Source organism: Shewanella sp. SM95 (assembly GCF_025653595.1).
Lineage (GTDB): Bacteria > Pseudomonadota > Gammaproteobacteria > Enterobacterales > Shewanellaceae > Shewanella > Shewanella oncorhynchi.
On the sequence record NZ_JAKKSE010000009.1, the window covers coordinates 19,289 to 44,122 of the forward strand.

The following is a 24,834-nucleotide window of genomic DNA, read 5'->3' on the forward strand; positions in this document are numbered from 1 at the left end:
TATCGAGGTTATGCTCTGGTGGATTAATCCCAGCTGAGGATCACTTTACCCGATTGGCCCGAGCCCATAGCGTCGAAACCTTGTTGGAAATCATCAATCTTGAAGTGGTGAGTGATGATAGGTGAAATATCTAAGCCTGATTGGATAAGACTGGCCATCTTGTACCAAGTTTCGAACATTTCACGGCCGTAGATGCCTTTAATGACCAAACCTTTGAAGATCACTTTGCTCCAGTCGATGGCCATTTCACCACTTGGAATACCGAGCATAGCGACTTTGCCGCCGTGGTTCATGGTATCTAACATGGCGTGGAAGGCCGATGGTACGCCAGACATTTCTAATCCAACGTCGAAACCTTCGGTCATGCCCAGTTCTTTCATCACGTCTTTTAGGTTTTCTTTTGACACGTTCACAGCGCGCGTGGCGCCCATTTTACGGGCCAGTTCTAAGCGGTATTCGTTGACGTCGGTGATCACCACATGGCGAGCACCTACGTGACGACATACTGCTGCCGCCATTATGCCGATGGGACCTGCGCCTGTGATCAACACGTCCTCACCGACTAAATCGAAGGATAATGCTGTGTGCACAGCGTTACCAAACGGGTCGAAGATTGATGCTAAATCATCGCTGATGTCATCAGGGATTTTAAAGGCGTTAAAGGCGGGAATCACTAAGTATTCCGCGAATGAGCCTTCACGGTTTACACCGACACCAGAGGTGTTACGGCATAAATGGGTGCGGCCTGCGCGGCAGTTACGGCAGTGGCCGCAGGTGATATGGCCTTCGCCAGACACGCGGTCGCCTATCTTAAAACCACGAACTTCTTGACCGATATCAACCACTTCGCCTACATATTCATGACCAACAACCATGGGGACTGGAATGGTTTTTTGTGACCATTCGTCCCAGTTGTAGATGTGCATGTCGGTGCCACAAATCGCAGTTTTTTTAATTTTGATCAGCAGATCGTTGTGGCCCATCACTGGCTTAGGCGCATCGACTAACCAAATACCTTTTTCGGCTTTTAACTTGCTTAGTGCTTTCATTGTCTTAAGTCCTAAATAATGCCCATTTCTTTGGCAATACGGGTAAAGGCGGTGATCGCTTTGTCGAGTTGCTCACGGGTATGTGCCGCTGACATTTGCGTACGGATACGGGCTTGTCCCTTAGGAACGACTGGGAACGAGAAGCCAATAACATAAATATGTTCTGCTAATAAGCGGTTAGCAAAGTCGCCCGCCAGTTTCGCATCGCCAATCATCACAGGGATAATCGCGTGGTCGGCGCCGCCTAAGGTAAAGCCAGCTGCTGACATTTGCTCACGGAAATAACGGCTGTTTTCCCATACGGCTTCGCGCAGTGCTTGGCCTGATTTGAGCATTTCTAACACATGGATAGACGCAGTCACGATTGACGGCGCTAATGAGTTAGAGAACAGGTAAGGACGTGAACGCTGGCGTAACCAGTCGATGACTTCTTTTTTACCCGAAGTGAAACCGCCCGATGCGCCGCCTAAGGCTTTGCCTAAGGTGCCAGTGATGATGTCGACTCTGTCCATCACATTGCAATATTCGTGCGTGCCACGGCCGTTTGCGCCGATAAAGCCCACAGCGTGAGAGTCATCGACCATCACTAGTGCGCCGTATTTATCGGCTAAATCACATACGCCTTTAAGGTTAGCAATCACGCCGTCCATCGAGAATACGCCATCGGTGGCGATCAAGATGTTACGGGCGCCTGCTTCTTTCGCGGCGATCAACTGAGTTTCTAAATCGGCCATGTCGTTGTTGGCATAGCGGAAACGCTTTGCTTTACATAAACGTACACCGTCGATGATAGAAGCATGGTTTAACGCATCGGAAATAATTGCGTCTTCTGCATCTAACAAGGTTTCGAATAGACCTGCGTTTGCATCAAAACATGAAGAGTAAAGAATGGTGTCTTCGGTGCCGAGGAATTCGCTTAGGCTAGCTTCTAGCTTTTTATGTATGTCTTGGGTACCGCAAATAAAACGTACTGATGCCATACCAAAGCCGTGGCTGTCTAAACCCTGTTGGGCGGCTTTGATTAGCTCTGGGTGATTCGCTAGGCCTAGGTAATTATTCGCGCAAAAGTTAACAACTTCTTGGTGATTAACTTGAATGGCAGTCTGTTGTGGTGAGGCAATAACACGCTCGCTTTTATATAAGCCTTCGGCTTTGATGTCTGCAAGCTGTTGATTAATCTGTGCGTAGAATGAGGTAGAGGCCACCTGATATCTCCTTAGTTAACTTTATTCTGATTTTGGGAGTGGCGGCATTCTAACTCTAAACCTAATCGGCCTACAGCCTTTTTTTCATGCAGGTTAGCAAGATAAACTAGTTTAGGGCTAAAGTGTTTTTTACATTATAAAAACTAATGTGCAACATAAGTTTGCCACTGTTTGACTGAGTATTCTTTTAAGCGTTGTAGAGCGAAAACGGGTTCGCACTCAGCACTATGATTGCTTTGAGTTTAGTTCCGAATGCGAGTTCCCAACATAGGCGTTTGGGATGATGTTATAGGGATTCTTGACTCGCTAGCGCGTGGTAATGTTGCTCTAGGCGAGTAAAAGTCGCAACGGAAGTCGGGGTTGCATAGGCTTTGAAAATCATCAGCACCCTTAAAACGCCTTCATAAAGTGTCGCTTTAGTAATGGTTGACGTGCTGGATTGTGTGAGTTGATAACCAATCCAAAAGCTGACGATCATCTTAATGGTATCCGCCAGTGGCGTGATTTTGTCAGCATCGACACACAGAAATCCATCTTGTGTGAGTTTATGCAGCACATGGCTCGAACGCGTTAAGACTTGCTGCTGTGCGTGCAAATAGCGTTTTTTTAGTTCTTCATCGCGGGCGAGAATATCCGCAAGATTGGCGTACATAAAGCGGAATTGCCACAGGGTATAGAACATAGCATCGAAGTAGCCGATTAACAGTTCTACATCCACTTGCTTATCTTCATAGGGTTGGAAACCCGATTCGAGATGATTCTCATATAGACTGAAAATACAGCGGATAATGTCTTCTTTATTGCGAAAATGGTAATAAAGATTCCCGGGACTCATATTTAAGTGAGCAGCAATGTGATTGGTGGTGATGTTTCTTTCGCCATGCTCGTTGAACAGTTCAAGACTGGCATAGATTATTTTGTCGCGGGTTTTCATAAGTTATCCAAATTGCTAGTGAACGCCACATAATTGATCAAAGAAAGCTAACCAACGACCGCCGAACTGCTGGTAAATTATCCCTAATTTGGTGCATATGCTAACATTGCCGCTATTCATCAGGCAAAACTCATAAGCACGTTTTTAATGAATCGTTTTCTCTATTCCACGATCTTATATTTATTATCCCCTTTGCTAATCGTCTATTTGGCATTTCGTGCTATTAAAAGCCCTGATTACCGCGGTCGTTGGGGGGAACGTTTTGGATTAACCCGACTTAAATCGACGGATGTACTGGTCCATTCTGTGTCTATGGGCGAAACGCTCGCGGCAATCCCATTGATCCGTTTGATTATGCAATCACACCCTGAGTTAAGCATTACGGTTACCACAACCAGCCCAACAGGGTCTGCAGAAGTGCGTAAAGCCTTTGGTGACTCAGTGCAGCATTGTTATTTGCCCTTTGACTTACCTTGGTGTGTGAGGCGTTTCTTGCGCCAAGTCTCGCCTAAGTGGTGTGTGATTATGGAAACTGAGCTGTGGCCTAACTTAGTTGCTGTTGCTGCCAAACGCGGTGTGCGCTTGATGTTAGCGAATGCCCGCCTGTCGGCCAAGTCGGCGGCGCAATATGCTAAGCGCCCTAAACTCAGTCGACCTATGTTGCAACGACTCGATGTTATTGCGGTGCAGACTCAAGTAGAAGCGCAGCGTTTTATCGAGTTAGGTGTATCGCCGGACAGAGTAACAGTATGCGGTAGCTTGAAGTTTGATCTCAGTATTACGCCTGAGCGTTTAGCCAATGCCAAGCAGCTACGTCAAGCTTGGGGGCGTGAAACCTCGCCTATTTGGGTCGCAGGCAGTGTGCATCCTGGAGAATTTGACGCCATGCTTACAGCCCATAGGCAATTATTGGCTCAGTGGCCAGATGCTTTGCTGATTATTGCACCGCGTCATCCTGAGCAGTTTTCTGCCGTTGCTGAGTTTGTTGCCAGCCAAGGTTTTGAATCTGTTCGCCGCAGCGGTAATTTTCCCGTGACGGCCACGACTCAAGTGCTTGTCGGCGATACCATGGGTGAACTTCTGACCTTTTATGGCGCGGCGGACCAAGCCTTTGTCGGTGGTACGCTGATCACTAACGGTGGTCATAATCCCTTGGAGCCTGTTGCTATGGGCGTGCCTGTTATGGTGGGGCCGAACCATTGGGACTTTGCTCAAATTACGCAGATGTTGGCGGATGCTGGTGGGTTAAGGGTTGTCGCTTCGGCGGATGAACTTGCCGCTAACTTGATTGAGTATTTTGCTAACCCTGAGTCACGCCTGCAGGCGGTGAATGCGGGATTGGCTGTGGTTGAGGCTAATCGTGGTGCCTTGCAACAACAATATCTTCTCGCGCAATCTTTAATAACCGCTTAATTCAACTGGATAATTCGTTTAGTGGATCAGGCGCTTTGCATCGCCGCTTGATAGCCTTGCATTAGTGATGACCAGTTATCAGCGGTGAAGGCAAGGTTTGGTAGCTTGGCTTGTTCTTTATTAAAGGAACGTAACAGTCTGTCTAGATTTGATTGCTGCCATTGCGGGCTCGGTGTTTTTAACTCGCCGCGGTCGAAATCGATAAGATAAAACCGCTCTGGCGTTAAGGGTTCAGTTTGTGCGGGCTGGAACAAAATATTCTTGGCATTGAGATCGGCGTGGTACACACCACGCTGGTGGAATTGGGCGATGCAAGCCCCTAATGCCTGCCATTGCTCAGTGCTCATGACCCCTTTGCCGAGTTTAGCGACTAAATCTTCGGCGCCTTCGACCCGTTCGATAATAATATCGGCGCGGTAAAATAATCCATCGCGCACTATGTTGGCGGCAATCGGTTTAGGTACAGCAAAATCTTCGCGATACAAAACGTCTAATAAGCGTAACTCACCCATGGCGCGGGTATTTTCGAGGCCAGTATAAACGTAAGCATCTTTGCTGAATTTTTCCATTAAGCCGCCACGCCAATAATGACGCAATACCCAATGACTATGCTCAAATGCCACAAACCAAGTGGTGTAGCGGCCTTTGGATGAACCGACGACAGCATTTTTAGCCCGCCAAAAATCCACCGAGAACCACGCGGGATCGATATATGTTGGCGTATCTTGGCAAACTGCCATGTGACCTTGGGCGGTTTTTATGAGCTGTATCTGAGCATTCATCGGAGATTTGTTGACTTAAGCGTGGCACCTAGGGCCATTCTACATTAAGATCCTTAGCTTGCGCCAAATAACCTTAAGAGCTTTTAGCTTCAATCCCAATGAGTTTAAATCCCAATACCATGAATTCTCTTTGTTTGCTTCGCTTATCCGCTATCGGTGACGTCTGTCATGCCGTGGCTATGGTGCAGGCGATTCAGCGGCAATACCCCGAGCTCAAAATCACATGGGTGATCGGTAAACTCGAATATCAATTGTTGAAGCATTTACCCGGCATTGAGTTTGTTATTTTCGATAAATCTCAAGGATGGCGCAGCTATTTTAATTTGCGTAAGGCCTTAAAAGGCCGACATTTTGACGTGCTGCTGCATATGCAGGTTGCGCTGCGTGCTACCTTGGCTTCATTAGCCATTTTGGCAAAGGTGCGCATAGGCTTTGATCGTGCCCGCGCTAAAGAAGGTCAGTGGCTAGTGACAAATCACAGGGTGGAGCTCTTGGCCAAGCCCCATGTGCTCGAAGGATTTATGGGATTCGCTAAGGCGATTGGCGTTAACGATCTCACTCCTCAATGGCATATTCCTGTGCCAATTGCGGATACTGAATTTGCCCAGACGCAGATTAAAGACAATGAAAAAGTCTTTATCATTTGCGCTGCAGCCAGTAAGGCAGAACGTAACTGGTTACCAGAGCGTTATGCCGCCGTTGCGAGCCATGCGATTGCGAAAGGATTTAGAGTCATGCTTTGCGGTGGCCCAACTCAACTTGAGAAGGATTTAGCAGAGCAAATTTTGCAGGCTTGTCCCTCTAAAATCGATAATTTAGTGGGCAAAACCAGTCTGACTCAATTATTGGCCCTGCTAAAACGCGCAAGCTTAGTGTTAGCACCAGATACGGGCCCTGCGCATATGGCGGTTACCCAAGGTATCCCAGTCATTGGTTTATATGCCCATTCTAATCCTGGGCGCACAGGTCCTTACCTATCGCAGCAATATGTGGTGAGTGCCTATGATGAGGCCATGAGATCGCAACATAGTGGACAAATTAAGTGGGGAACTCGCGCTAAAGGTGAGCATCTAATGTCATTGATCAGTGTTGAAGCTGTGATTGAGAAGTTTGAGCTGGTGGCGCATGACACTAAAGCTTCAGAATAATTTTTTTGGATTAAAGGTTAATTATGGCTCCTCAAAAAGCCCCTAAGTTCTTGTTTATCCCAGTCTCATCGGCTGAGGGCATAGGTGAGTATATGCGCTCAATGATCATTGCCGATGAGGTGAAGAGAACTTGGCCGAATGCCGAGATCAAGTTTATTTTAAGTGAACAAGCTTCCTATGCGACTCAATGCCCTTATCCTGCTGAGCTACTCGAAGATACGCCGACTAAACAAGTCAAGGCGGTTAACCAAATTATGTCTGATTTCCTGCCTGATATAGTATTGTTTGACGCATCAGGTCGTAAATCGCAGTTAGTCCATGCCCATAAACTCGGTGCAAAGGTAATCTTTCTCAGTCAGCATAAGCGTAAGCGTAGCCGTGGAATGAAAATTGGCCGCGCTTTAGTGACGGATTGTCATTGGGTTGTGCAACCAGAATTTGTGATTGGCCCTATTAGTTGGTTAGATCGCCTTAAGCTGAAGCTAATTAATAAACCTGAGCCTTTGAATATTGGTCCTGTCTTTACCCAGCCAGATACAATTACCCAATCTGCATTATTAGCGCAATATCAGCTAACGCAAAATGAGTTTGTATTATTCAATGCGGGTTCTGGTGGTCACAGGGTGAATGGTGAACTAGCCGCTGATATTTTTGCTAAGGCTGCCAGTGAAAGTTATAAAGCATCTGGTATTTTAAGTGTCATGGTTTTCGGCCCGAATTACCCAAATCTTCTGCCTGAGCTTGAGGGGGTAGTTGTTATTCCTCAATTGAATAATCAGCAATTTATTAATATGTTGGCTGCGGCTAAGGTTGCCGTATTGAGCGGTGGAGATACTTTATTACAAGCGATAGCGCTGCACAAACCGACATTAGCGGTTCCTGTATCGAAGGATCAGCCGCCAAGGATTACAGCTTGTGTGGCTCAAGAGTTGGTTTTGAGTTGCGATACAGCATTGGAGCCAATGAAAAATAACCTTGCAAAACTGTTATCTCAAGAACAAATGATGCATCTTTGTACTAAATTGGCACGAAGCAAACATTTGAATGGATTGGATATTGCGATAAAACAACTAAGGCTATGGGTAAAATAGCTGTTAGAAGAGTCACGTTTTAGCTTTTTGCATTTATAGAATTAGGGACGCTCATATTATGGGGTTTGATGGAAAAGTATTGAATTATGATGAGTTTAAAGTAGATCTCGCTAAACTTGATGAGCCGAGAAAACCTGGAATAAGTGCTATTCTGCGAATAAAGAATGGTGCCGAATTTCTGAGATCTAGTATTGAGACCCATATTCCTTACTATGATGAAATTATTGCCTGTTATAATGATTGCACTGATAATACTGCTGAAATATTAAATGATTTGAAAGAAAAATATCCTGAAAAAATAAAAGTTTTTGAATATTTACCTAAAGTTCATCCTATATTCTCAGATGCACATAATAGCTGTACAACCTATGATATTCATAGTTTGGCAAATTTTTACAATTACACCCTTTCAAAAACCAGCTATAATATAGCAACAAAGTTAGATGATGATCATATTGCAATTGACCGAAACTTGGCTTCAGTAATCACAGAAATTAGATATGATATGTTTTTAGGGGTTAAGAAGCTATATACATTCTCAGGTGTTAATTTAGCATTTGATGTGAATAACAAGTTAGGAGTTTATAAAAGAGAACCTCTCGTTGGTACAGGGGATCATATGTACTTCCCTGTTTCTTCTAAAATTTATTTTTCTCAAGAAAAAAATGTTGAAGCATTTAAGTTTTTGGACAGTAAATATGAAAAGAAATATATGGGAGTTATGTATTTTCATCTTAAACATTTAAAAAGTGGTTATGGTTTTTTAAATTTGGAACCCCAGAAGCGTAATGAGATTGTAAAGCAATATGTTTCAAATTCTGATGTTGTTGGCTTCGAAGATTTTATTAGTGAAGATTCTATAAATAATCTATGTAAGTATCATAACTCTATTGAGTATTGGTTGCGAACACAGAAAATTTTCAATGTTATCATTTACGCTTTATTTAAAAGAAATCCACCATTAAGAATTGCGCGCTTAAATCAGCTTTTTCAGGATTTAAATGGTATTGATTTAGATGAATGTGTTACTAAGCGTTTAAATAAATTTTAATTTATGATAGGTCTTGTTATGAGTAATAACACAGTTTCACTGGTTGTAACGAGTTGTAATCGTTTTGACTTACTCGAAAAAACAATTGAAAGCTTTTTAAAATATAATACCTATCCTATATCACAATATATTGTGATAGAAGATAGCCATAATCGCGAAAAACTTGAGAATACTCTGGCAAAGTTCAAGGGAATTGAATTTGTTATGGTTCACAATGAACCGCAGTTAGGGCAAATGAAAAGTATCGATAGAGCCTATTCTTTGGTAACTTCTGACTATATATTTCATTGTGAGGATGATTGGGAGTTCTATCGCGAAGGCTTTATCGAAAAATCGTTCGAGGTTTTACTTTCAGATGACAAAATAGTAACAGTCTGGTTGCGTGAAACTAATGATACTAATGGCCATGCAGTGCTTCCTGAGTTGTACTTTTGTAAAAACGATCCTTCATTGACGTATCGGGTTATGCATCAAAATGATTTGCTTCACGGCGTCTATTGGCATGGCTTTACGTTAAATCCAGGCTTAAGGCGTTTAGCTGATTATCAGTTGATTGCGCCAATTGCACAATATACAAGTGAAGGGGGAGCTGGTAATAAGTATTATGAACTAGGCTTTAAAGCTGCAATTTTTCCCGAGGGATGTGTGAGGCACATAGGTTATCATCGGGGAATTCGTTATAAAGCTGATATAGCTAAATGGCGAAAAGATTTCAATGTTACGTTTAGACGTTTTAAGTCAAAAATATACAAGATATTTAAGAGATAAGATTGTTGATGTAAATTAAATAATGGCATATGTGGAATGGCGTTAGATGTACCTTTACTGAGTGGTTTGATATCATAAACCTCATAATTTTTGTGATAATTTTTTGAGGTTGGAATGAAGATCTTAGTAACGGGTGGTGCAGGGTTTATTGGTTCAGCATTGATCCGGTATATCTTAAGTAACACCGAAGACTCGATCGTGAATCTCGATAAATTGACCTATGCGGGTAACTTAGAATCTCTGGCTGGCGTTGAATCGAATCCAAGCTATCAATTTGAAAAAGTTGATATTTGTGACAGAGCCGAGTTAGACCGTGTATTTTCTGCTCATCAACCTGATGTTGTTATGCATCTTGCTGCTGAAAGTCATGTTGATCGTTCGATCGATGGTCCAGCCGCTTTTATTGAAACCAATATTATAGGCACGTATCAGTTGCTGGAAGCGGCTCGTCATTATTGGCGTGGACTCGATGCTGAGCGACAGTCACAGTTTAGATTTCACCATATTTCAACCGATGAAGTGTACGGTGATCTCCCCAATATGACGGATCTTTTCACTGAAAAAACTTCCTATGCCCCTAGTAGTCCGTATTCTGCCTCTAAGGCCTCCAGTGATCATTTAGTACGTGCTTGGCAACGCACCTATGGCTTGCCTGCTATCGTCACGAATTGCTCGAATAATTATGGACCCTTCCATTTCCCCGAGAAGCTTATTCCCTTGATGATCTTGAATGCTTTGGAAGGTAAGGCTTTACCCGTTTATGGTAATGGCCAACAGATCCGTGACTGGTTATATGTGGAAGATCACGCCCGCGCACTTTATCGAGTTGTGACTCAGGGCGTTATTGGTGAGACTTATAATATCGGTGGGCATAACGAACAGAAAAATATCGATGTTGTAATGACTATTTGTGAGTTATTGGAAGAGTTGGCGCCGACAAAACCTAACGGTGTAAATCGTTATAGTGATCTCATTACCTATGTTGATGATAGGCCTGGGCATGATCTGCGTTATGCTATTGACGCATCTAAGATTGCGGCTGAATTAGGCTGGCATCCTGAAGAGACCTTCCATTCAGGTATTCGTAAAACTGTTGAATGGTATCTCGCCAATCAATCTTGGTGCCAACATGTGCTTGATGGCTCATATCAGCGTGAACGTTTAGGCATTTAATCATTTCACTCAATAACTTCAATATGATCTTAGGTTTTCGGTCATTTTTGTTTTGACTGGGAAACTAGGATCTAAAATCTTAGGATAATCAATGAAAGGTATTATTCTCGCGGGTGGTTCTGGTAGCCGTTTATATCCTATCACTCGAGGTGTCTCCAAACAGCTGTTGCCTGTTTATGATAAGCCAATGATTTATTATCCATTATCGACACTTATGCTGGCAGGAATCCGTGATGTGTTAGTGATCACTACACCGGAAGATAATGCGAGTTTCCAGCGATTATTGGGTGATGGCCGCGACTTTGGCATTCACATTTCCTACGCGATTCAAGCGAGTCCCGATGGATTAGCGCAAGCATTTATTATTGCTGAAGATTTTATTGGTAATGACAGTGTTTGTTTGGTACTCGGCGACAATATCTTTTATGGCCAATCTTTTAGTAAAACCCTCAGACTGGTAGCGAGTCGACCTACTGGAGCGACAGTATTCGGCTATTACGTAAGAGATCCCGAGCGTTTCGGCGTTGTGGAGTTTGATCAAGATTACCGCGCCATCAGTATCGAAGAAAAACCGCTCACACCGAAATCGAATTGGGCTGTGACTGGTCTGTACTTTTATGATAATTCGGTCATCGATATTGCTAAAAGCATCAAACCCTCCGCCCGTGGCGAGCTTGAAATCACTGAGGTGAACCAAATCTACCTTAATGCCGGCAGCTTAAATGTTGAAATTCTTGGGCGTGGCTTTGCCTGGTTAGACACTGGTACGCATGAGAGTCTGCATCAGGCCTCTTCCTTTGTGCAGACAATTGAAAACGTACAAGGTCTAAAAGTGTCATGCTTAGAAGAAATTGCATGGCGAAATGGATGGTTGAGTGATGCAGAATTGATTGCTCTCGCTCAACCTATGCTAAAAAATGATTATGGTCGCTATTTAGTCTCACTTATGGATAAGCGATAGTCCTATGACTTTTCATTCAGTTCGATTCATTGTGGGTAGATAAGCCGATGAAGATACTCATCACAGGTGCAAAAGGACAAGTCGGTAGTCAATTGGTTGAGAAACTGAGCGGCGGCATTAATACCCACGTGGAATTATTGGCAGTGGATCGACACTTGCTGGATATTACCGATGAGTTGGCCGTAAATGCTTGCATTGAACGTTTTTGCCCTGATGTCGTGATCAATGCCGCAGCTTATACTGCGGTGGATAGAGCGGAGCAAGATGAGCTTAATGCAAAGCGTGTAAACCACTTGGGGCCTCTTTATTTAGCTGTTGCGGCCAATAAGATTAAAGCCACTATGATCCATGTTTCTACCGATTATGTGTTTTCTGGTGATGCAAAGGTTCCTTATATTGAATCAGATACAGTCGATCCTCGAAGTGTTTACGGTGAAACTAAGCTGGCGGGTGAACAAGCTGTTATTGACGCAAATCCTCAGCATTTTGTCTTGAGAACCTCATGGGTATTTGGCGAGACTGGGGCTAATTTTGTCAAAACGATGTTGCGTGTTGGCCGTGAACGGTCGGATATCCGTGTTGTCTGTGATCAGTTTGGGAGCCCCACCTATGCGGGTGATATTGCCGACACGCTGATCGCTATGGCAAAACGCTCAATGGAGCCTGAATGTCCTTGGGGTATCTATCATTTTAGTGGCTCACCCTATGTTTCTTGGCATGAATTTGCACAGTATATTTTTGACGAGGCCTATGCCCAACGGTGTCTAAATACGCACATTAAGGTTAAGCCTATTACTACATCTGAGTACCCCACTGCCGCTAAAAGACCCTTAAATTCACGGTTGAATTGTACAAAAATTGCAACAAACCTAGGTGTTTATGCGAGTGATTGGCGATTGGCGTTTAAAGACATTAAGGCCTATTTATAGTAGTAAGACCATGAATATTATAGAAACTAACATTGTAGATGTGAAAATTATCGAGCCTCAAGTTTTCGGTGATGAACGTGGCTTCTTTATGGAGACCTGGAACCAGAGAGATTTCCAACAAAAGGTCGCCGACTGCCTATTTGTGCAGGATAATCATTCGAAGTCTTGTAAAGGGATACTGCGCGGTTTGCACTATCAGACTGAGCAAACTCAAGGCAAACTTGTACGAGTTACCTCGGGTGAAGTCTTCGATGTGGCAGTTGATTTACGTAAAAATTCCCCGACTTTTGGCCACTGGGTTGGCATTTACTTATCAGCAGAGAATAAAAGACAGTTGTGGATTCCTGCAGGCTTTGCCCATGGTTTTTATGTCACGAGTGATGAAGCTGAATTTGTTTATAAATGTACCGATTACTACCATCCAGCCTCTGAACAGAGTATTGCCTGGGATGATCCTGAGTTAGCAATAGCTTGGCCGATAACTGTCCCTCCCATATTGTCTGCTAAAGATAAGATGGGTACGGCATTTGCCGATGCTTTTACATTTTAGTTCGTCGAGGTTTACTGTAAATGTATGATCGAAAACGCCAAGCGATAGTAATTCTTGTGAGTTATTATCCGCATTACAAGGAAAGCGCACTTAAGTACAGTGCCGATATCCTGTCAAAAATTTCCGACAAAGTTAAAATCTGTGTTGTATACAATACGGCTGAGGCGCGTTCACAAACCACTCAATATGATCACTTTATTGATTTTGAGCTTGAAGGCAGTAATAAAGGTTGGGAGTTTTCTGCTTGGGACGAAGGGCTTGCCCATGTTCGACAGCAGATTAATATAGCAGATGATGATGTACTGATTTTTGCTAATGATACTTTTTGCCACCATTGGCCGTTTTCATCACTTAATGTGAATTTTATTAGTCAGGCTATTAATCGCGCGAGTTTTGGCGAGGTAGTGGGCGATATTAAGCATTTTAAACAGACCATTCAGTTAAACCAAGTGACGGGTGATGCATGGATGGCATCTTATTTGTTGGCAATACATATGAAGGATATCGGGCTATTACTGCCATTCGACAAGATTGGTTGCGATGATGATTTTAAAGCGTCAATTCTAGTTAATCATGGCAAAGTTGAGTTTGCCCGTAGCTGTGCTGAAATACAAAACCATTTGTCGACTTATATGTTTCCGACCAAACAAGGTAAAGGCTGGTATAACGCGAGTTGTAAAAATCCAGAGCTGATAAAGCTTAAGGTGAACGCCATTCTCAATGAGATACTATTGTCTATAACTTGTGTTCAGCGTGGCGGTAAGTTAGTTTCATTTCATCCGCAGAAGTGGATGCGATCCTTAAATCGTTTTCGGCGGAAGTGGATGGCATTTAAGCGTAAATTGAGTTAGCAGCGTGTTTTAGGGTATCTTCTTGGGTACCTTTAATTAATATATGATAGCGGTGGGATGTACTTTTACTATGCACACAAGAGCAATTTACCCAGGAACTTTTGATCCTATCACCAATGGTCATGCCGACTTGATTGAGCGTGCGGCTAAACTGTTTAAACATGTGGTGATTGGCATTGCGGCTAATCCTTCCAAGCAGCCTAGATTCACCCTTGAAGAGCGAGTTGAATTGGTCAATCGGGTGACTGCTCATTTGGATAATGTCGAGGTGGTGGGGTTTTCTGGGTTGCTAGTGGATTTTGCCAAGGAGCAAAAGGCCAGTGTACTTGTGCGTGGGTTACGCGCGGTATCCGACTTTGAATATGAATTCCAATTAGCAAATATGAATCGCAGATTGAGCCCTGATCTGGAAAGCGTGTTTTTAACGCCTGCCGAGGAAAACTCATTTATCTCTTCAACCTTAGTAAAGGAAGTTGCTTTGCATGGTGGCGATGTGAGCCAGTTTGTTCACCCTGAAGTAACGGCTGCATTGGCGGCAAAGCTTAAGTTGGTTAAACCTTAGATTTTACCTGCGAACTAGATAGTTTTTACGTAGGAGTTTTGTGTTAACTTTGAGGCATTGTTGCCTTGTGATGATACTTAAAAGGATGTTATGAAGGCTTTTTTTTCCCCCACGATCCTTGCTACTAGCATTGCCTCTGGCCTGTTTTTTTCTTCAATGCTTTCTGCTGCACCTTGGGTCGATGCCTCTGATATTTATCTTAGAGCTGACATTCAAGCACTTGCTGATGCGGGTGTGATCACTGTGCCAGTGAATACTTATCCATTGATGTGGTCAGGCATTGGTGGTGATTTAGCGAAAATTGAGCCTGAGCTGCTTTCTCCTTCTTTAGTACAAGCCTTTGCACGGGTTAATTTTTATTATCAAAATGCTGTCAATAATCGTGGTAATGCACGGATAAAAGTATCGGCAGCATCTGATCCTGCTCGCTTTCAACATTATGGTTCTGACTATCGCGAGAAAGGTGAAGTGCTGGGCTCCTACGAGTATTTAGGATCGCGTGTTGCTTATAAGGCGACTGTGGCAGAAACCTATGATCCGCAAGATAATAAAAACTTCCGCCTTGATGAGTCTTATTTTGCCATCATTTTTGGCAATTGGATCGCAACCTTAGGCGCGGTTGAGCAGTGGTGGGGACCGGGGTTTGACTCGGCTCTACATCGTTCTAATAACGCCCGCCCTATGTCATCGTTAACCTTGAGCCGTAACAATGCCGCAGATTTTGAAACACCTTGGTTATCTTGGATTGGCCCTTGGACCTTTAAAACCGGATTTAGCTTAACTGAAGTGGATCGTGCTGTGCCTAAGACGGCTGAGTGGGATATGCGCTTAAGTGCAAGACCGATTAAACAGTTAGAAGTGGGATTGTCTTGGTCGACCTTATTTTGTGGTGAGGGCCAAGATTGTAACTTTGACTCTTGGTGGGATTCGGTTGCGAGTAATGCTGTTTGTATCGATGGTACAAATGATTGTGCGCCAAATGAGCGCCGCGATGCAGGCCATAGAACTCAAAGTATTGATATGCGTTATGCCGATACTTTGCAGGATATCCCCGTTGGATTATATCTCGAACATAGTTGTGAAAATGGTAGTGACTGCGGCTCACTTTGGGGTATTGATACCCATTTTGGCACATCGGGTAAGCAGTTTAAGTTGTTCATGGAATATTCGGACACCTATGTAAAATGCGATGGTGATAGTGCCAATTGTTTCTATGAGGATCCTGTCTATCTGAGTGGTGCTCGCTACTATGGTCGTGCTTTGGGTTCTACCTATGATAGCGATGCACAAGTGTTCGTGGTTGGATTAGTTGGCCAGTTTAATAACAGCCGTGGTTTTACCTCGTTGCTGCGTTATGCAAAGCTGAATAAAGATGGCTCCAATGTGGTTAACACTTGGGCACCACAACCGCCAAAAGAAGATTTATTGATGCTGGAGCTTTCTTACCGTATGCCTGTGTGGAAAGGCATGTGGAGCTTAGGTGGAACAGTATCGAGATCGGAGTTTGAAGTTCAAGAAAATGATACCAATGCCACGCTATTTAGCAGTTTTGAGTATCGTTTTTGACAGCTGTAATTGATTAAATAACGAAAAATGCCAAGCACTTGCTTGGCATTTTGGCTTATAAATAACGCAATATTAGCGTGTTTGGCAAATGCCACAAAATACTGTGGTGCGTTGGCCTAAACGGATTTCACTTAGTAAGTTACCGCAGCTTGTGCAGGTTTCACCGCCGCGACCATAGACATGCAGTTTCTGGGCGAAGTAGCCAGGCTTACCATCGGCATTGGTGAAGTCTTTCAGCGTGGTGCCACCCTGTTTAATGGCGTGGGCTAAGATTTGCTTCACTTCGGCAACTAAAACGGTCAAACGCTCGATATCGATTTTACCTGCTTCGGCCTCTGGGTGAATGCCCGCCGCAAACAGGGCTTCATTGGCGTAAATGTTGCCCACTCCCACCACGATATGATTATCCATCAGGCAGAGCTTGATCGCTTTTTTCTTGCCCGCTAAAGCTGCCGCTAATTGTGCGACATTAAAGGCATGGGTCAGTGGTTCTGGCCCTAATTTGGCGAGTAATGGATGCGCTTCTTCTGGGAGTTCACACCATAGCCAAGCACCGAATCGTCTCGGATCGTTAAAACGTAAAATACGGCCGTTGGCGAGCACTAAGTCGATATGGTCATGCTTTTCCACTGGGGTATCGTGGGGCAAAATCCGTAAACTCCCTGACATACCCAAATGCACTATGCTAGTACCCGCGTCAGTGTCGATTAACAGATACTTAGCACGGCGTCGCACTTGGCGTATGACTTGGCCGATAATCTGTTTGGCTATGTCAGGCACTGGCCAGCGCAACGAGCCATTGCGGATCACAAGATCAACTACGGTTTGCTCGACAAGGTAGGGGGCAATACCCTGACGGGTGACTTCAACTTCTGGTAATTCCGGCATGGATTCTTTCTTATCTTAAGTAAAATGGGGCGGCATTAAGCAGCGGGTTTCGCATCGAGGATCGGTTGGAGTTTAGATCTTAAACTCGGTGGTACTAAATACCAATTACCTGCGGGAGACTTTAAGGCGCCTTCATTGGGAAAATAGATCCACAGTTGAGCATCGCGGATATCTGCAATCTGGATGACTAATTCTTGTGGATTATCTGTGGTTTCTGGTGCAGCCGTTAAGGGAGACACCCGTATGGTTTGCCACGCCTTTGCCCATTCATCACAGTTGAGGACTTTAGTGTCGCACTCCCATTGTGATGCTTGCTTGTGCAGCCATAACCCATCGAGTTGCAGCTGTGAAAGCGGTGCATTATCGTCAAACAGTCGCTGAGCATCACTCGGAACATTATTGGTTTTGTTATCCATAAAAGTCAGCACGGCGACCATAAAGGCGCAGGCGACTATGATGATGTTATTCCATTGCTTACGAGTTAATGCCATAGAAATGTGTAACGCTAAGTATGGGGTGATGCTTCGAGTTTATCACGGCCAAATTGAGATGCTAGCCCTTAAGCGATGGAGTGGTGATGCTTAACCGCCAGTGGTGTTCATAAAGCGTAGGATTTGTACCTGATTATTGCCAAAGTCGTGCTGCTTAGGCTTGAGATTAATTCCCGCGAGAATAGCGACTTTTAATCTTTCAATATCAGCCGGAAATTCCCGGACTATGCTTTTGAGATCAACGGCATGTTCATTGCCTAAACACAGCAGTAATTGGCCTTCGACTGTGACGCGCACGCGATTACATTCGTGGCAGAAGTTGTGGCTGTGGGGCGAGATAAAGCCGATATGGATTGGGCTGTCGGCCATAGTGTAATAACGTGCTGGGCCACCGGTACGTTTGTTGGAAAGCTGTAGCGGATAGTGACTATTAATGATGGCTTTTACTTCATCGCTGCTGCAATGACGGGCGCGTTTCCGCTCATCCATTTCGCCAAGTGGCATTTCTTCGATAAAGGCGATGTCTAAGTTACGGCCACGGCAGAAATCAACTAAATCAATAACTTCATTATCGTTCTGCTGTTTTAAAATCACCGCATTAATCTTGATACGTTCAAATCCCGCCGCAATAGCCGCATCAATACCATCTATGACTCTGTCTAATTTGCCGTTACGCGTTAGCTGAGTAAACAGTGTGGGGTTTAAGGTATCTAGGCTGATATTGAGGCGCTTTAATCCTGCATCAAACATGGGTTTAGCGAATTTTGTCAGCCTTGAACCATTGGTGGTCATGGATAAATCCGTCAGCCCAGGCAGTTTGCCAAGCAGACCCACTAGCTGGTCGCAATCGGTGCGAACTAAGGGCTCACCGCCGGTCAGGCGAATTTTAGTCACACCAAGCTCGGTAAAGGCTTGGGCAATCCAAGCTAATTCTTCGAGGTGGAGTACGTGGTCCTTTGGCAGAAAACAGGGATCTTCCGTCATGCAATAAACACAGCGAAAGTCGCAGCGGTCGGTGACCGAGAGCCGTAAATATTCGACCTTACGGCCAAAGGAATCCACAATTAGACTCATAAAAACTCACTGGATCCTAAAGCAGATCCGCAAAGGGTTGAATAAATACAGTTTCACCTGCATTCACGGCTTCTGCATCATCCCCTATGATGATGAGGCAATTCCCTTTAACCATTGAACTTAACATCCCAGAACCTTGGTTGCCCGTGCTACTCACGTGCAGACGTCCATCTTTACCAAGCTGATAAATCCCGCGAATAAATTCGGTGCGGCCTTGACGGCTTCGTAGAGTTTCATCACTTATTGCAGGGAATAGCTGCGCTTGCCAGTTCACTTCACCTGCTAATTTTCGTAAAGCGGGCTGTACAAATTGCAGGAAGGACACCATGACTGCGACTGGGTTGCCCGGTAGCCCGAAGAATAAGCTGTCATTCACTTTACCAAAGGCGAGTGGCCGACCCGGACGCATGCTAATCCGCCAGAAATCAATTTTTCCGAGGCGTGCAAGCACGGTTTTAATGTAGTCCGCATCGCCGACAGACACGCCACCCGAGCTAATGACGACATCAGCAAGGTTGGCGGCTTTAGCGAGAGTTGCTTCAAGGGCGGCTTCAGAATCTTCGATAATGCTTAAATCGATAACGTCACAACCGAGACGTTTTGCCATCGCTTTGATGGTAAAGCGGTTTGAGTCATAAATGCAGTTAGCTTTGAGCACTTCGCCGGGCTGGCTCACTTCATCGCCGGTAGAGAATACTGCAACAGTTGGGCGGCGATATACACTCACGTGATTGAGCCCGAGTGAGGCCAGTAAACCTTGTTCGGCGGCGCTTAGGCGAGTGGCTTTTGCAAGTGCGACTTGGCCTTGAGCAATATCTTCTCCAGCGAGGCGAACGTGTTGGCCAGAAAGAATGCGGCCTTCAAAGCTAACAATGCCATCGACTTCCTTGGCAAGCTCTCGGGGCTGCACTGTATCAGCACCTGCAGGCACTGTTGCGCCCGTCATGATACGCACGGTTTCGCCGACTTTAAGCGTGGCCGAATATTGATGACCGGCAAGAACCTCTCCCACCAATTTTAAGGTGGGAGGCATGGGGTCTTGATAGACAAAGGCGTAGCCATCCATCGCCGAATTGGTTTGTTGTGGCACGTTGACGGGAGAAATGCTGTCGCTGGCTAGTACGCGGTTATCTAAGGCATCTAACTCAATGTCTTCAATCTCTGCCACAGGTGATACATGGGATAAAATCTGCGCTAAACCTTGGCTGACGGTAAGGTTTTTGTTGTCGCCTATGGCGCAGGTATCCACGGCCGAAATGGGGTATTGGAGTGGCGCTTCCCAGTTTTGGGTGTACTCCATCACAAAATCGGCAATCTGGCAGACATTGTTGAGATCGAGTCGGCGCAGCTCACTCGGGAGTGCGTCGCTGGGCAATTGAGTATCGTCGCAACAGGCGATGGCGAGGATATTCTCATCTTGGGTGTAGATAAAAGGTTTGCCGTGGGCGGCGCGGTGCAATTCAATTTTAGGTAATGCGAGCTTTTTAAAGCCTTCGACGAGGACAATATCGACTTTGTCGGCTTCGATTTGCTTGAGTAAATGGACTAACTCAGGATCGCCATCGCGCGCATCTTCTGTCATCAGCGCCCAGCGTACATGGGAGGCGACCAGCATTTGTCGCGCGCCAGCCTTGCGCATTTCGTAACTGTCTTTGCCGGGAATATCTACGTCGAAATTATGGTGGGCATGTTTGATTACGGCTAAGCGCAGGCCACGTTGATTTAATTCGGGGATCAATTGCTTGAGTAAGGTGGTTTTCCCCGTGCCACTGTAGGCACAAAATCCGAGAACGGGAATAGCGAGCGGATTGACGAAGGGGTTACTCATTTGCACCTCTAATTTGGGTTATTGGAGCCTTTTTAGCTATTGGGTGATTTCTATCGCTAGTCGTTGTTTTTGTTCTGGCGTATTTACATTCACAAAAGCATTGGGCTGGTCGGCGAATGACGCTACGACGAAGTGATGTTTGATATACCAAAAGTCCACTTTACGCTCACCCGCCTCAAGAAACGCTTTCATCGAGTCACGTAAGCTAGGTTTTAAGAGTAAAACAACGGGTTGTTCATACTCACCGTCACTGGCGACAGCAATCTCGGCCTTTTCTGCTTCAATTGCTGCCAACATACGCGGAACAAGGTCGAGTGGCAGGAGTGGACAGTCGCAGGGCACTACTAATAAGTAGTCTGCATCTGTTTGGCCCATAGCGGTGATCATACCCGCTAAAGGTCCGAGGAAACCACTATGCTCGTCACTTATTACCTTAAAACCGAACTCAGCATAACGTGTTTGGTTACGATTTGCGTTGATCAGGATCTCCTTAACCTGAGGTTTTATTCTATCTATTGTGTGCTTAATCATGGCTTCGCCGTTTAATTCGACAAGACCTTTATCGTCGCCACCCATGCGACGGGCCATACCACCGGCGAGAATAACGGCATCAATTTGCGATGACATACAAAGGCTCCTGTGCTGGCAAAGATTCAGGCTGTTGATAAGAGGTCATCACGTGCTCACCTTCTATGTGCCACTGTTGTTCGCAGATGGCGGTTAGCGCGCAATTCTGATGGCTACTCAGTAACATTCCTGTGCCTTCGTGTTTGAGTTGTTGGATCATTTTTAATACTAGCTCTTGGGAATCCTTGTCCATATTGGAGGTGGGTTCATCGAGCATTAATAGTTTAGGTTGTAGGATCCAAGCGCGCGCAATCGCGAGGCGCTGTCTTTCGCCACCAGAGAGATTACTGGCCCTTTCGTGCAGCAGCGACCCTAGCTGCGCCATCTCAATTGCTTGAGTAATCCGCTGTTTAGCCTTGGCTTTTGTTTCTGAGCTGAAATTCAGCCCATAGGTGAGATTATATTCCACTGTGCCGTCGAACAAATAAGGATGTTGGTGCAGATAAACGGCCTTACCTAACAATGGATTGCGTCGCCACCAAGCATTTTTGGCAAAACCGACAGCCTCAATATGGCCTTTGGTTGGTGGCATTAAGCCCGCCAGAATTTTCATCAAGGTTGATTTGCCTGTGCCATTGTCGCCTTGCAGATAAATCACATCTCCTTGGCAGAGCGATAATACGTCGGCTTTGAATAACAGGCGCGCACCAAAGGACATTTCTACGTCACGGGCGATCAGTTTGACCTTAGTCATTGCTTAATGGCTCCTTGGCATGGCTTTGCCGCGTAAACTACCTAAGGCAAAGTTGAGGATCAAGGCCAAGATTAGCAGCACTAGCCCGAGGGCGATAGCTTGGGCGAAGTCACCTTTGCTGGTTTCAAGTGCGATTGCGGTAGGAATATTACGGGTCACGTTTAAAATATTGCCGCCGACCATCATAGAGCAGCCGACTTCGGTCAGAATGCGACTAAACGCCGCGACAATCGCCAGCAGTAAGGGCATGCGCAGTTCTCGGCATACTGTCCACACTGCGCTGCACCAAGAGGCACCTAAGGTGCGTGAGGTTTCCCAAGCTCTGCGATCAACGCTAGTGAATGCGGCTTGGCTCATTGCAATTAGCACGGGGGCACAGATGAACATTTGCCCGAGAATCATGCCTTCTTGGGTAAATAACCATTTTAGATCGCCCATAGGACCGTTGCGTGTTAGCAGTAAATACACGAGTAGACCGATAACCACTGTGGGGATTGATTGCAGAGTTTGAACTAAGTTAGTGACTATCCATTTGCCACGAAATGGTGCAAACGCCAATACAAAGCCGAGCACCATGGAAGGAACAAGCGTGATCAGCAGTGCCGCGAAAGAAACCGAAAACGAGATCGAAATGATGGACCAAACGTCAGGGTCTAAAGAAAACAGCAGGCTTAACGCCTGCTGTAATAGTGCTAGCCAGCCGTCGTTCATTCGCTATAAGTTGCCTTGAACAATTGCTCGCCTTCAACTTTGAAGCTGTTGATCATGCTTTGACCTTCTTTGCTGATCAACCAGTCGCTGAATGCTTTAGCGCCTTTGTGGTTCAGATCTGGGTATTTAGCAGGGTTGATGAGAATGACTTGGTATGGGTTGGCTAAGGTTTTGCCACCATCGAAATCAACGGCAAGATCGAGCTTAGTTTTATAAGCCACGAAAGTACCACGGTCAGACAGAGTGTAACCTTGCATTTCGTTTGCCATCAGCAGGGTTTTACCCATGCCTTGACCTACTGAAGTATAACCTTTGAAGTTAGGAGTAACATTTGCCGCTTTCCATACTTCTAACTCTTTGATGTGAGTGCCTGAATTGTCACCACGAGAGATAAAAGGCACGCCTGATTTTTCCATTTTAACGAAAGCTTCTTCGGCTGTTTTGCTGTCACGGATTTTTGCTGGGTCGTTTTTAGGGCCAAGTACTACGAAATCATTTTCCATAATGCCACGGGGCTCAACACCAAAACCATCGGCTACGAATTTAGCTTCGGCGCTAGGCGCGTGAGTCATGACTAAATCCACGTCACCTTGCTCACCTAGTTTCAGGGCTTTACCTGTACCTGTGGCGATGACTTGAACCTTGTAGCCTGATTCACTTTCGAACTTAGGTAACAGTTCTTTCAATAGGCCTGAGTTTTCTGTGCTGGTGGTGGTGGCTAACTTGATAATTTCAGTCGAGTGAGCGGGTAAAACAGTGAACATACTGGCTGCAACAACCAGTCCCAGTAATGACTTCATATGAGATTTCATGTTTAGCATGGGTACTCCTTGGCGGAAAATAGGATTCCAACTCAAATGCCTACTGAGTGGAAGGTCTCGTAAATTGTAATACGTTCGGTTGAAAGCAAGTTAGATGCCAAGCTGAGAATGCGGTCATTTTCTTCACAGCTTAACCTAATTTGTGAGCTTGATCCCAAGCTTAACAAATACTCTACAGACAAATTGTCTCAGGACAAACTTCTGATGGTTCATAGTGACCTATTCATCTATTTTCAGTGCTAGAATTGGTCGCAAATGAGTCAAAATGTCCAGAAGCAGACAATATGAGCCAGATAGATAATAACCTCAAGCCTCTTCCATCGGCAGTATCGGTACTGATTGTTGATGATGAACCCGGAATGCGGAGTTTTTTAAATAAGGCACTCTCGAAGAAATTTGCCTTAGTCGAAACGGCGGGCAGTATCGAAGATGCGGAGCAGCTGCGTAGCCGTTGCCATTTCGATTTGCTTATCGTCGACATTCGTCTGCCTGGTCGTTCGGGTATCGAATGGCATGAAGCGTTGGATGAGCAGGGGCGTCGTTCGGACATCATTTTTATGACCGGCTATGCTGACATGGAAGTCGCGATTACCGCGCTACGCGCGGGTGCGTCTGACTTCATCATGAAACCTTTCCATCTCGAACAGATGATGACAGCGGTCGATCGCTGTATCGAACGTCGCTTGCTTAAACGTGAAAACTTGATGCTGCGTCGTGAAGTTTCAATCGGTTATTCATCGACCATTATTGGCAGCAGTGAAGCCATGAAGTCGGTGAAACATATCATCGAACGTGTGGCGCCGACCAATGCCGTCGTCTTGATCCAAGGTGAGTCGGGCACGGGTAAGGAATTAGTCGCACGGCAATTGCATTTGCTCAGTGGACGTCAGGGACCTTTTGTCCCAGTTAACTGTGGCTCTATCGCCCCTGAACTGCTCGAAAGTGAATTGTTTGGCCATACCGCCGGTGCATTTACGGGTGCGAAAGGCAATCGTGAAGGTTTATTCAGTTTTGCCTCGGGCGGGACGATTTTTCTCGATGAAATTGGCGAAATGCCACTGAAAATGCAAACGGCTTTACTTCGAGTGTTAGAGCAAAAAGCGATTCGCCCAGTGGGCAGCGAGAAAGAAGTGAACATTGATGTGCGAGTGATCGCGGCCACTAACCGTACTCTGATTGATGAAGTGGATGCAGGGAATTTTCGTCGAGACTTATATTATCGGCTGAATGTGCTCGATATTTTAATCCCGCCATTACGTGATAGACCCGAAGATGTAGTGGAGTTAACCCATCATTTCACTCGCCAACTTGCCGCTGAATTAGGGGTAAGAGAAGTCGTATGGAGCCATGAAGATATGGTGAAACTACAGCAACACGAGTGGCCTGGTAACATTCGTGAATTGCGCAACATGATTGAGCGTTGTATTTTGCTGGGCAAACCGCCAGCGGAATATTGGAAGCAACAGCTGAAGAGTGAGTCTTTATCCACATCGGGTTATCCATTGGATTGGCCATTGAAAGACGTGGAAAAACACCATGTGACCAGTGTTGTGGACTTACATTCTGGCAATAAGTCTGCCGCGGCGAGGGATTTAGGCGTTTCGCGTAAGACCTTAGATCGCAAGTATAAAGAGTGGTTTGATTTTAGTGGCGAACAGGAGTCATAG

The 24,834-nt window shown here is 45.3% G+C and carries 25 protein-coding genes; 13 read left to right on the forward strand and 12 right to left on the reverse strand.

Features of this window, described 5'->3' with window-relative positions; genetic code table 11:
- Positions 1 to 23 precede the first annotated feature (23 nt).
- The 3 genes from tdh to L5M29_RS11485 all read right to left on the reverse strand — a co-directional run bounded on the left by tdh (position 24) and on the right by L5M29_RS11485 (position 3,188).
- Positions 24 to 1,049 carry an L-threonine 3-dehydrogenase gene (gene tdh / locus L5M29_RS11475; protein ID WP_012090660.1) on the reverse strand — a complete coding sequence of 342 codons (1,026 nt, stop codon included), beginning with the start codon at positions 1,047 to 1,049 and terminating at the stop codon, positions 24 to 26.
- An 11-nt stretch (positions 1,050 to 1,060) separates the two neighbouring features.
- Complete coding sequence (locus L5M29_RS11480; protein ID WP_263167900.1) at positions 1,061 to 2,254, reverse strand: glycine C-acetyltransferase; 1,194 nt, start codon at positions 2,252 to 2,254, stop codon at positions 1,061 to 1,063.
- Positions 2,255 to 2,540: 286 nt separating this feature from the next.
- Positions 2,541 to 3,188, reverse strand: coding sequence for a TetR/AcrR family transcriptional regulator (locus tag L5M29_RS11485; protein WP_113940155.1), 648 nt, complete (start codon positions 3,186 to 3,188; stop codon positions 2,541 to 2,543).
- A gap of 147 nt (positions 3,189 to 3,335) precedes the next feature.
- On the opposite strand from L5M29_RS11485, the gene waaA reads away from it, so the two are divergent.
- On the forward strand, positions 3,336 to 4,601 hold the full coding sequence (gene waaA, locus L5M29_RS11490; RefSeq protein WP_263167901.1) for a lipid IV(A) 3-deoxy-D-manno-octulosonic acid transferase: 1,266 nt from the start codon (positions 3,336 to 3,338) through the stop codon (positions 4,599 to 4,601).
- A 26-nt stretch (positions 4,602 to 4,627) separates the two neighbouring features.
- Here waaA and L5M29_RS11495 read toward each other — a convergent pair whose 3' ends face one another.
- The gene (locus L5M29_RS11495) at positions 4,628 to 5,383 is read right to left on the reverse strand and encodes a 3-deoxy-D-manno-octulosonic acid kinase (protein ID WP_263167902.1); all 756 of its coding nucleotides are present in this window, start codon (positions 5,381 to 5,383) and stop codon (positions 4,628 to 4,630) included.
- 98 nt (positions 5,384 to 5,481) lie between these two features.
- Here L5M29_RS11495 and L5M29_RS11500 point away from each other — a divergent pair, with 98 nt between their 5' ends.
- The 11 genes from L5M29_RS11500 to L5M29_RS11550 all read left to right on the forward strand — a co-directional run bounded on the left by L5M29_RS11500 (position 5,482) and on the right by L5M29_RS11550 (position 16,033).
- Complete coding sequence (locus L5M29_RS11500; protein WP_263167903.1) at positions 5,482 to 6,531, forward strand: glycosyltransferase family 9 protein; 1,050 nt, start codon at positions 5,482 to 5,484, stop codon at positions 6,529 to 6,531.
- A gap of 23 nt (positions 6,532 to 6,554) precedes the next feature.
- Positions 6,555 to 7,622: a hypothetical protein gene (locus tag L5M29_RS11505; RefSeq protein ID WP_263167905.1), complete on the forward strand. Its 1,068-nt coding sequence runs from the start codon at positions 6,555 to 6,557 to the stop codon at positions 7,620 to 7,622.
- Positions 7,623 to 7,680: 58 nt separating this feature from the next.
- Positions 7,681 to 8,673: a hypothetical protein gene (locus L5M29_RS11510; protein ID WP_263167906.1), complete on the forward strand. Its 993-nt coding sequence runs from the start codon at positions 7,681 to 7,683 to the stop codon at positions 8,671 to 8,673.
- An 18-nt stretch (positions 8,674 to 8,691) separates the two neighbouring features.
- On the forward strand, positions 8,692 to 9,441 hold the full coding sequence (locus tag L5M29_RS11515; protein WP_263167907.1) for a glycosyltransferase: 750 nt from the start codon (positions 8,692 to 8,694) through the stop codon (positions 9,439 to 9,441).
- A 114-nt stretch (positions 9,442 to 9,555) separates the two neighbouring features.
- Positions 9,556 to 10,614 carry a dTDP-glucose 4,6-dehydratase gene (gene rfbB, locus L5M29_RS11520; protein ID WP_263167908.1) on the forward strand — a complete coding sequence of 353 codons (1,059 nt, stop codon included), beginning with the start codon at positions 9,556 to 9,558 and terminating at the stop codon, positions 10,612 to 10,614.
- A 91-nt stretch (positions 10,615 to 10,705) separates the two neighbouring features.
- Positions 10,706 to 11,575 (forward strand): glucose-1-phosphate thymidylyltransferase RfbA, encoded by an 870-nt coding sequence (gene rfbA / locus L5M29_RS11525; RefSeq protein WP_263167909.1) that lies wholly within the window; start codon positions 10,706 to 10,708, stop codon positions 11,573 to 11,575.
- Positions 11,576 to 11,622: 47 nt separating this feature from the next.
- A complete protein-coding gene (gene rfbD / locus L5M29_RS11530) occupies positions 11,623 to 12,504 on the forward strand; it encodes a dTDP-4-dehydrorhamnose reductase (RefSeq protein WP_263167910.1) in 882 nt (293 codons plus the stop codon).
- A gap of 10 nt (positions 12,505 to 12,514) precedes the next feature.
- On the forward strand, positions 12,515 to 13,054 hold the full coding sequence (gene rfbC, locus L5M29_RS11535) for a dTDP-4-dehydrorhamnose 3,5-epimerase (RefSeq protein WP_263167912.1): 540 nt from the start codon (positions 12,515 to 12,517) through the stop codon (positions 13,052 to 13,054).
- 20 nt (positions 13,055 to 13,074) lie between these two features.
- Positions 13,075 to 13,905, forward strand: a complete 831-nt coding sequence (locus tag L5M29_RS11540; RefSeq protein WP_263167913.1) for a hypothetical protein — start codon at positions 13,075 to 13,077, stop codon at positions 13,903 to 13,905.
- Between the two features lie 70 nt (positions 13,906 to 13,975).
- Positions 13,976 to 14,467 carry a pantetheine-phosphate adenylyltransferase gene (gene coaD, locus L5M29_RS11545; protein WP_105250747.1) on the forward strand — a complete coding sequence of 164 codons (492 nt, stop codon included), beginning with the start codon at positions 13,976 to 13,978 and terminating at the stop codon, positions 14,465 to 14,467.
- A gap of 90 nt (positions 14,468 to 14,557) precedes the next feature.
- The gene (locus tag L5M29_RS11550) at positions 14,558 to 16,033 is read left to right on the forward strand and encodes a capsule assembly Wzi family protein (RefSeq protein ID WP_263167914.1); all 1,476 of its coding nucleotides are present in this window, start codon (positions 14,558 to 14,560) and stop codon (positions 16,031 to 16,033) included.
- 72 nt (positions 16,034 to 16,105) lie between these two features.
- Here L5M29_RS11550 and mutM read toward each other — a convergent pair whose 3' ends face one another.
- The 8 genes from mutM to L5M29_RS11590 form a co-directional block, all read right to left on the reverse strand.
- Complete coding sequence (gene mutM / locus L5M29_RS11555; protein WP_263167915.1) at positions 16,106 to 16,921, reverse strand: bifunctional DNA-formamidopyrimidine glycosylase/DNA-(apurinic or apyrimidinic site) lyase; 816 nt, start codon at positions 16,919 to 16,921, stop codon at positions 16,106 to 16,108.
- Positions 16,922 to 16,956: 35 nt separating this feature from the next.
- A complete protein-coding gene (locus L5M29_RS11560) occupies positions 16,957 to 17,412 on the reverse strand; it encodes a hypothetical protein (protein WP_219235116.1) in 456 nt (151 codons plus the stop codon).
- Positions 17,413 to 17,502: 90 nt separating this feature from the next.
- Positions 17,503 to 18,486: a GTP 3',8-cyclase MoaA gene (gene moaA / locus L5M29_RS11565; RefSeq protein WP_113940165.1), complete on the reverse strand. Its 984-nt coding sequence runs from the start codon at positions 18,484 to 18,486 to the stop codon at positions 17,503 to 17,505.
- A 16-nt stretch (positions 18,487 to 18,502) separates the two neighbouring features.
- Complete coding sequence (locus tag L5M29_RS11570) at positions 18,503 to 20,314, reverse strand: bifunctional molybdopterin-guanine dinucleotide biosynthesis adaptor protein MobB/molybdopterin molybdotransferase MoeA (protein ID WP_263167918.1); 1,812 nt, start codon at positions 20,312 to 20,314, stop codon at positions 18,503 to 18,505.
- A gap of 36 nt (positions 20,315 to 20,350) precedes the next feature.
- Positions 20,351 to 20,941 carry a molybdenum cofactor guanylyltransferase MobA gene (gene mobA / locus L5M29_RS11575; protein ID WP_113940167.1) on the reverse strand — a complete coding sequence of 197 codons (591 nt, stop codon included), beginning with the start codon at positions 20,939 to 20,941 and terminating at the stop codon, positions 20,351 to 20,353.
- The gene (locus L5M29_RS11580; RefSeq protein ID WP_263167919.1) at positions 20,925 to 21,635 is read right to left on the reverse strand and encodes an energy-coupling factor ABC transporter ATP-binding protein; all 711 of its coding nucleotides are present in this window, start codon (positions 21,633 to 21,635) and stop codon (positions 20,925 to 20,927) included. The genes mobA and L5M29_RS11580 overlap by 17 nt, the downstream gene beginning before the upstream one ends.
- A 3-nt stretch (positions 21,636 to 21,638) precedes the next feature.
- Entirely contained in the window at positions 21,639 to 22,346 is a 708-nt protein-coding gene (locus L5M29_RS11585) for an ABC transporter permease (protein ID WP_168826136.1), read from the reverse strand.
- Positions 22,343 to 23,167, reverse strand: a complete 825-nt coding sequence (locus L5M29_RS11590) for a substrate-binding domain-containing protein (RefSeq protein WP_263167920.1) — start codon at positions 23,165 to 23,167, stop codon at positions 22,343 to 22,345. The genes L5M29_RS11585 and L5M29_RS11590 overlap by 4 nt, the downstream gene beginning before the upstream one ends.
- A 284-nt stretch (positions 23,168 to 23,451) precedes the next feature.
- On the opposite strand from L5M29_RS11590, the gene L5M29_RS11595 reads away from it, so the two are divergent.
- The gene (locus L5M29_RS11595) at positions 23,452 to 24,834 is read left to right on the forward strand and encodes a sigma-54-dependent transcriptional regulator (protein WP_105250738.1); all 1,383 of its coding nucleotides are present in this window, start codon (positions 23,452 to 23,454) and stop codon (positions 24,832 to 24,834) included.

What these genes read in the sequence shown, in the direction of transcription:
- rfbD (WP_263167910.1), top strand. Translation starts at nt 11,623, where the DNA reads ATGAAGATACTCATCACAGGTGCAAAAGGACAAGTCGGTAGTCAATTG.
- tdh (WP_012090660.1), bottom strand. Translation starts at nt 1,049, where the DNA reads ATGAAAGCACTAAGCAAGTTAAAAGCCGAAAAAGGTATTTGGTTAGTC.
- L5M29_RS11515 (WP_263167907.1), top strand. Translation starts at nt 8,692, where the DNA reads ATGAGTAATAACACAGTTTCACTGGTTGTAACGAGTTGTAATCGTTTT.
- L5M29_RS11485 (WP_113940155.1), bottom strand. Translation starts at nt 3,188, where the DNA reads ATGAAAACCCGCGACAAAATAATCTATGCCAGTCTTGAACTGTTCAAC.
- rfbB (WP_263167908.1), top strand. Translation starts at nt 9,556, where the DNA reads ATGAAGATCTTAGTAACGGGTGGTGCAGGGTTTATTGGTTCAGCATTG.
- L5M29_RS11550 (WP_263167914.1), top strand. Translation starts at nt 14,558, where the DNA reads ATGAAGGCTTTTTTTTCCCCCACGATCCTTGCTACTAGCATTGCCTCT.
- L5M29_RS11570 (WP_263167918.1), bottom strand. Translation starts at nt 20,314, where the DNA reads ATGAGTAACCCCTTCGTCAATCCGCTCGCTATTCCCGTTCTCGGATTT.
- mobA (WP_113940167.1), bottom strand. Translation starts at nt 20,941, where the DNA reads ATGTCATCGCAAATTGATGCCGTTATTCTCGCCGGTGGTATGGCCCGT.
- L5M29_RS11585 (WP_168826136.1), bottom strand. Translation starts at nt 22,346, where the DNA reads ATGAACGACGGCTGGCTAGCACTATTACAGCAGGCGTTAAGCCTGCTG.
- rfbC (WP_263167912.1), top strand. Translation starts at nt 12,515, where the DNA reads ATGAATATTATAGAAACTAACATTGTAGATGTGAAAATTATCGAGCCT.
- L5M29_RS11540 (WP_263167913.1), top strand. Translation starts at nt 13,075, where the DNA reads ATGTATGATCGAAAACGCCAAGCGATAGTAATTCTTGTGAGTTATTAT.
- rfbA (WP_263167909.1), top strand. Translation starts at nt 10,706, where the DNA reads ATGAAAGGTATTATTCTCGCGGGTGGTTCTGGTAGCCGTTTATATCCT.
- L5M29_RS11495 (WP_263167902.1), bottom strand. Translation starts at nt 5,383, where the DNA reads ATGAATGCTCAGATACAGCTCATAAAAACCGCCCAAGGTCACATGGCA.
- L5M29_RS11580 (WP_263167919.1), bottom strand. Translation starts at nt 21,635, where the DNA reads ATGACTAAGGTCAAACTGATCGCCCGTGACGTAGAAATGTCCTTTGGT.
- mutM (WP_263167915.1), bottom strand. Translation starts at nt 16,921, where the DNA reads ATGCCGGAATTACCAGAAGTTGAAGTCACCCGTCAGGGTATTGCCCCC.
- L5M29_RS11595 (WP_105250738.1), top strand. Translation starts at nt 23,452, where the DNA reads ATGAGCCAGATAGATAATAACCTCAAGCCTCTTCCATCGGCAGTATCG.
- L5M29_RS11510 (WP_263167906.1), top strand. Translation starts at nt 7,681, where the DNA reads ATGGGGTTTGATGGAAAAGTATTGAATTATGATGAGTTTAAAGTAGAT.
- L5M29_RS11500 (WP_263167903.1), top strand. Translation starts at nt 5,482, where the DNA reads ATGAGTTTAAATCCCAATACCATGAATTCTCTTTGTTTGCTTCGCTTA.
- L5M29_RS11560 (WP_219235116.1), bottom strand. Translation starts at nt 17,412, where the DNA reads ATGGCATTAACTCGTAAGCAATGGAATAACATCATCATAGTCGCCTGC.
- coaD (WP_105250747.1), top strand. Translation starts at nt 13,976, where the DNA reads ATGCACACAAGAGCAATTTACCCAGGAACTTTTGATCCTATCACCAAT.
- waaA (WP_263167901.1), top strand. Translation starts at nt 3,336, where the DNA reads ATGAATCGTTTTCTCTATTCCACGATCTTATATTTATTATCCCCTTTG.
- moaA (WP_113940165.1), bottom strand. Translation starts at nt 18,486, where the DNA reads ATGAGTCTAATTGTGGATTCCTTTGGCCGTAAGGTCGAATATTTACGG.
- L5M29_RS11505 (WP_263167905.1), top strand. Translation starts at nt 6,555, where the DNA reads ATGGCTCCTCAAAAAGCCCCTAAGTTCTTGTTTATCCCAGTCTCATCG.
- L5M29_RS11590 (WP_263167920.1), bottom strand. Translation starts at nt 23,167, where the DNA reads ATGCTAAACATGAAATCTCATATGAAGTCATTACTGGGACTGGTTGTT.